The sequence below is a fragment of the Parafrankia sp. FMc2 genome (assembly GCF_041008525.1).
Taxonomy (GTDB): Bacteria; Actinomycetota; Actinomycetes; order Frankiales; family Frankiaceae; genus Parafrankia.
In genome coordinates, this window is record NZ_JBFLUG010000244.1 from 1 (window position 1) to 6,168 (window position 6,168).

The 6,168-nt window shown below is 65.0% G+C and carries 3 protein-coding genes and 1 pseudogene; all 4 read right to left on the bottom strand.

Annotated elements, in window-relative coordinates; genetic code table 11:
- Positions 1–418 precede the first annotated feature (418 nt).
- Positions 419–2,461, bottom strand: a complete 2,043-nt coding sequence (gene brxL, locus AB1460_RS35190) for a protease Lon-related BREX system protein BrxL (RefSeq protein ID WP_368966718.1) — start codon at positions 2,459–2,461, stop codon at positions 419–421.
- Between the two features lie 16 nt (positions 2,462–2,477).
- The gene (locus tag AB1460_RS35195) at positions 2,478–5,048 is read right to left on the bottom strand and encodes a PglZ domain-containing protein (RefSeq protein ID WP_368966719.1); all 2,571 of its coding nucleotides are present in this window, start codon (positions 5,046–5,048) and stop codon (positions 2,478–2,480) included.
- 8 nt (positions 5,049–5,056) lie between these two features.
- Positions 5,057–5,899, bottom strand: coding sequence for a hypothetical protein (locus AB1460_RS35200; protein WP_368966721.1), 843 nt, complete (start codon positions 5,897–5,899; stop codon positions 5,057–5,059).
- A gap of 186 nt (positions 5,900–6,085) precedes the next feature.
- A pseudogene (locus AB1460_RS35205) lies at positions 6,086–6,168 on the bottom strand (transposase); the annotation flags it as partial.

Below are 6,168 nucleotides of genomic sequence, written 5' to 3' on the forward strand. Positions count from 1 at the left end.
CCATCCTCCTGCTTCGAGGAGGCCATGTCTGCCATGGTCAACGTCACCGGTCTTGAAGATCCCATCTCGCCCTGCGCTACAGAGGTTTCAGTGATCCTCGTGTCTCACGGGACTCTGACAGACAGGGGGGCACGACACGAGGCACCGTGAGCAGCCGACGTGCGCTGGTGGGCAGCCGAAAAACGAGCAGAGGGCACGCCAGTGGACGGCCGGGAGAGAGTGCCAGGGCGCTACGCTGCCCGGGCAGCCCGACCCGTGCCCCTGCCGACGGCGAGACTGTCTGTGGTGCCTCTGCGGGTAGCGCGGGTGGATTGCGACAAAAGTCACGGTGCCTGTGCAAAGAACCCGGGCGGTTCATTCAGAAAAACGTATGCGCCCCTGCAAGGATGCGCAAACGCGGCGACACAGCAAATGATGGCTACATGGCGCCAAGGACCTTTGTAGCTGCCGTTCTAGGATCCCCGTAGAAGATCGGGTCTACGTGCTCCATGATTTCAGCGCTAACGTCGAGGAAGTTTCGCTTGTTCTCGATCGGGATGAGGGCGCGCTTCGCACCGTTGTCCTGAGCGACCTGCAACGGCTCGGTGAGTGAGCGCAACGGTTTGATGTTCCCCTGGACGCTCATGTCACCGAGGACGAGGAGCGCCGGGCTCACCGGCGCCTTGCGCAGTGCCGACGTGGCCGCGACGAAGAAGGCGACGCCCAGTTCCGCCTCGACATGGTTGCCGAGTAGGTCGAGGACCTCGACGTGTAGATCGGACACGTCGAGGTCGCGCGTGAGGCCGTTCTCGGTCTTGCGCGCCTGCAGGTAGCTGAAGGCACGCTGGACAGACTCCTTCGTGGCGCCCGCGATGCCGCCGGCGAACCTGAGCTTCCCAGTTCCGCTGGAGACGGACACCTCGAGCCGGTAGAGGCCCACCGTCCCGTCGGAGGTGACGCCTGCGCTGTAGACAGTGCCCGGAGCTAGCGGGTCGGACGAGATGAGATCCCGCCCGCCCTGCTCAGGCACCCCGACGAACCTCTCTTCGCCAGTCTCCTGCGCCGTGTAGCTGAACGACGTGTGATAGTACTCGAAGGAGCCCATCTTCTTGAGCCGCTCCTTTACCCGCCGCCGGCCTTCCAACGCCAGCTCGACGAGTTCGGCCACTTCTTCCTGGGTAGCCTCTCCGTCCGGATAAATAATCTTCATCAGGCCCGAGACGGTCTTGCGCGCAGCCTTACGGTCGCGGGCGTTGAGATGCGGGCCGAGGGAGAAGTGCCGGTCGACGACTTCGGTGAAGTTATGCTTGCGGAGTACGCGGAGCGCCTCGGCCAGGTAGTCGACCACGAAGCCGTACCCGTCGGTGAACAGCTCGTTGTGCATCTTCGGGATCTCCCAGCCCGGGAGATAGAAGTGGATGCGGTCGATGAACGCCATGTCGTCACGGATGATCGCCGGCATCGGGGCGAACAGGTGCGACGTCTGGACGAGGACGTCGACGGGCTGGTTCGTGTTACCGAACATGGCGATGCTCGCGTCGCCAGAGACAGCCTCCTGCCCCCGCTGGAACGTGCCGGACTCGCAGTAGGTCTTCATCGTGGTGATGACCTCTTTGGGCATCTTCTGCAGGTCGGCGACCTCGTCGAAGCCGACGACGTCCCAGATCTGCACCATGCCCTTCTGCCGCCCGGACATGTGACCGAAAAGGTTGGCCACCGTGGTGCCGCCGGTCAGCAGCGCGGCGTAGGGCGAGACCTCCTGGACGATGTAGCTCTTGCCGGTGCCGCGCGGACCGAGTTCGACGAGGTTGTAGTTCCGCTCGGCGAATGGGACCAGCCGGATGAGGAACAGCAGCTTCAGCCTACGTGACATCTCGGCGGGCTCGTAGCCCGTGCTGCGGATCAGCAGGTCGAGCCACTCGTCGGTGGTGAAATCCCGGCGAACCTTCCGATATTCGTCCAGGTCGAACGTGGCGATCTGGATCGGAGTGAGGCGCTCGATCCAGAATGGGTTCTTGCCGCGGCTCTCCTCGTCGTACTCGAACCGCATGTCGACCTGAGCCCAGATGCCACCGGTGAGCAGCCGTTCGAACTCGCGGACATAGCGGTCGGGGACGTGCACGTACTTGTGGCCGAAGTTCGCGACCTCGGCCCAGTAGTCCGAGTCGACGACGCGGACCTTCACTTTGTCGATGAAGGTGTGGGAGCCCCGGTCCTTGACCGTCGCCTGGGCCTTCATCGACTCGTCGGCACGGATGTAGTTGTTCGCGAGCGTGTCGTTGACGACCTGCAGACCCATCTGAATGGTCAGCTCATCCGACGAGGCGCAGTACTTGCCGAGCAGGTACTCCAAGACGAAGACCGGCACGTTCGCCCCGACCTTGACCTTGCGGACGAGATCCTTTCGGACGACCTTGCCCGCAAAGAGCCGGTTGACTTTATCGTCCAGCGCCTCGTGGGTGGGGGCCGCGGTGTCGCTCATGACACTCCCTGGTCGCTCATGACACTCCAAGCCGGACCGGGATGTCGACCGGGGAACGGTACAGCTCCGCCCCTGTCGCTGGGTCCAGGACGACGACCCGCAATGTGGTGACGGTGTCGTCGAACAGTCGGAAGACCACAGTGTCCTCGGTGTTGGGCTCCAGCGTGAGCCGCCCCGTGGCGACGTCGAACGCGCCGGAACGGGCAGCCATTCCGACGGCGCCAACCTCCCGGCCGTCGGCCATGAGCACGGCCTGGACGGTGATGCTCTCCCCGAGCAACTGTAGCTGAGATCCCCCCTGCTTCATCGTGACCTGGAAGATCCGGTTGGTGATGGTGTCGGGGAGACCACAGACAATGGCCTGGTCGGCCATGGCTGAGGCCGGTCGGCTCGTCCTGCTCCGAACTGTCAGGACTGGAACGATGAGCTCCTGCAGTGAGGGTCCTCCGTGGTGAAAGGCCAGGTCGCCGCCGGCTCTGAAAACTCCTGCGCCGCGCGGGAATACCAGGTCGAGATCTGATCTGTAGCCGAGCGTCGCCGCCTTGACCCGGATGGTGCCCGGCGGGGTCGCACCGCCCCGGCCGACCCAGCACCGCCGGTGCAGATCGACTGTCTCGCCTCCAGGCGCCGCGATCCGCATCGACTCGTCACGGTCGGAGCCGAAGAACAGATGCCCATGGTCAGCCGTCACCACTGTGTGGCCGATCCCCGCGGCGGCGAGGCGGCGGATCGCCTGAGTGAGGTTGTCGATGACGGTGTCCATCACCTGGCGAGCATGGTAGGTGAAGCCCGTCTCGCCGGCATGATCGATCTCCTGCGAGCGGACGACGACCATCCGGGCTCCCTCGACCTTCTTCGCGAGCTTCGAGGAGGTCAGGCTCAACAACTCGTTGAGGTCGAGGTCTACCAGCCCAGGAACCCTGGCGGCAGCGAACCTCTTTCGCTCGGCCAGACCTGGCAGGAACACGCCGTCGATCTCGGCACCGAAGCGTTTACCAGAGGGGTCGGTCGCCAGGGCGAAGCTGGCCGCGGCCGACGGCTGCAGGGCCGCCATTCCGATCGCGGTGATCGAGGGGAGCGCGGCCAACGCTGGACGGACTGCCCGCTCGGCGTCGTCGGGTAGCTTGGCCGCCAGTTCCAGCCCCATCTCATAGCGCAGGGCATCGACGAGGAAGTACGCGACCGGCTTCGGCTGGGTCTCGACGATGTCGGCGAAGATCCGCGTCTGTGGTGACGGCTCCGCGACTGCCCACCCCGACGCCTCGAGGGCTCTCGTGAAGCCTTCTGCCATCAGGTGGCAGGTGTCCTCATAGGCACGGCGTACCACTACGAGGGGCTGCTCCGGCAGGTCATCGAGCTGGGGCAGCCAGGCTTCAAGCTGACGCTGCGCCCGGTCGAGCCGCCACCAGCCGCCGGGCGTCGTGTATCGGCCAACCCACGTCTGCGCGTCTCCAGCTGCGGCCCGCACCTCGGCGCCCACCGTGGTCGCGAGCCGGCCAAGCTCCGCCATCCGCCGCATGGCCTCCCACGCCGCCCGGTGGACGGGGTCAACGCCGAGCCAGAAGCCGTCGCTGTACCTGGCCAGTAAATCCACGGCGGCCTCGAACGAGCTCCCGGCCACCAGGTCGGCGCAGTACGCGAGCAAGGCGGGCCCCGAGCAACGGAACGTGTCCACCGAGCCGAGCGCGCCAGGCGGAACCTGCGCGGTGGCCAGGCCGAGCTCACGCTCCACCTGGTCGGCCAGCGTCGGATAGGCCTTGGCATACCGCTCCCGCAGCGCCGCAGCCAACCGGCCCACGGACTGTTCCGCGGTAGCAGTTGGCGGTCGCTTCACGGCGTCGAGCGTCGGCGGCGCGGGGCAGGAGAGGCCGAGCCGGAACTCGTTGGCGAGCAGGTAGCGCGCCGTGATCGCCCGCAGTTTCGGAAGCTCCGCATCCAGGGGCAGGTCGAGGCCGAGTGACACATCGATCAGGCCACAAAGCTCGTCCTGCGCGGACTTCTCCGCGATCTCGATGTCCCGGGTCTCGTCCGCGAGCCAGGCCAGCACCAGCGCATCGTCGGCACTACCACCAGGTCCGGTGAAGATGCTCTTGAGAACGGACGGTGGCGCAGTCCCGTCACCCACCGCCGTGACTACGCTCGCGAGATCCGTATAGGTCAGCTTCCGGTCACCGGCGAGCATGGCGTCGATGGCGGCGACGGTATGCTGCCTGCCCAGCAGTTGGCGAGTGAGCTGGTGCAGCTGTGGCACCCACTTCGTTCCCGCCAGGTCGAGCTCCCACAGCGGATACGACAGCTCGTCACGACCGAGGCCAGGCAGGTAGACGACCACCTGTTCGGGACGGTCGCCCTGGATGTACGGCTCGACAGCGAAGCGCAGCTCGTACATCGAGCCCGCGTACTCGGCGAGACACACAGCTCGGCCGCCCAGCTGGACGGTGGTAACCACCTCGGTGCGGGGTCCGCCCCGCAGCTCTTCAACGAACGCCGCGAACTCGGACCGCTTGTCGTACCAGACCACGACGTCGCGCTCGGCCACTTTTTTCGCGAGCTGCTGGGCGACATAGTCGTGTAGCGAGAGCATCATTGCCCTTCCTAGCGGGTCGATCCCGTGCCGGCCCGGCGCCGACTGCCACGGCCTGCGGTGGTGACCGGCGCGTCGAGCAGCCCGCGCAGCGCCGCTGCTACGGCGGGCGACCTCCGTTCCGCGATCAGCTCGTCGACCGGCCGGGTCGGCTGCAGCCTGGCCATCCAGCCATCGTGCCGCGTCTCCACCCAGAAGACATCTTTCAACCCGTGAGCGATCGCCAGGCTCCGGTCGATCCCGCACTTGGGCACGACCCGTTCCGGCCACAGCCGCATCGCAAGGTGTGACCAGTCGTAGCTGCCCTTGCACAGCTCGTCCCAGGTCTTCTTCACCTCGGTCTGCCACGGCTTGTGCTGCGGCACGAGACGCCACAGCGGTGCGAAATTGATGACCACGCCATCGTCGAGGTCCGGATCCCACAACGGCGCGACCAGCCGCACCTCGTCGAGGAAGGCCCGCAGCTCGTCGACGAACTTCCGCTGCCCGTCGATTTCCTTTCGTTGTGCCGCTGTTGGCCGGTTACCAGCCTCCTGCTCCAACTCGCCCAGCCGCCGCTGCTCAAGCAGCAGCTTCGGTGCGACAAAGTCGTTCTGCACCCGGAACATCGTGTCCCGCGTGAAAGCATGAATGTAGAGCCAGACCGAGTAACTCGCCAACGGCGTCGCCAACTGCCAGTAGATCGGTGCCTTCCGTCGACTCTTCGAGTACATCTTAATATGGAACGGAAAGAACTCCCGAGTGAGCCAGGACCGCAGCTTGACCGGCAGATCGACATCGAGCAGTTCCGCCCCGCCTAGAGTGCGTGCACTCAGATCTCGTAAATGCCCGGGGTCGTCTACCAAAATGTCCAAGTTATCCTTTATGTGTCCCGCTACTAAGAGAAAACTAAGTTAGTGGAATATTGATGTAGGACAGGTCTGGAGATCGGAAGAAGCCTCGGATAATCTCCGGTGTGGCCAAGAGGCGAGCGAACGCCTTCTTGACGCTGTCGCACAGTTCGTCGACAGTGCGGGCGGCGACTTTCCCGGCGTTATCGTTCTTCACATTCTTCCAGACCCACTCGTCGGGGTTGAGTTCGGGCGAGTAGGGCGGGAGATGGAAGATCCTGAGTCGACCTTCG

Bases quoted from the DNA above. Each gene is read 5' to 3' on its own strand.
- AB1460_RS35195 (WP_368966719.1), bottom strand. From the start codon at position 5,048: ATGATGCTCTCGCTACACGACTATGTCGCCCAGCAGCTCGCGAAAAAA.
- brxL (WP_368966718.1), bottom strand. From the start codon at position 2,461: ATGAGCGACACCGCGGCCCCCACCCACGAGGCGCTGGACGATAAAGTC.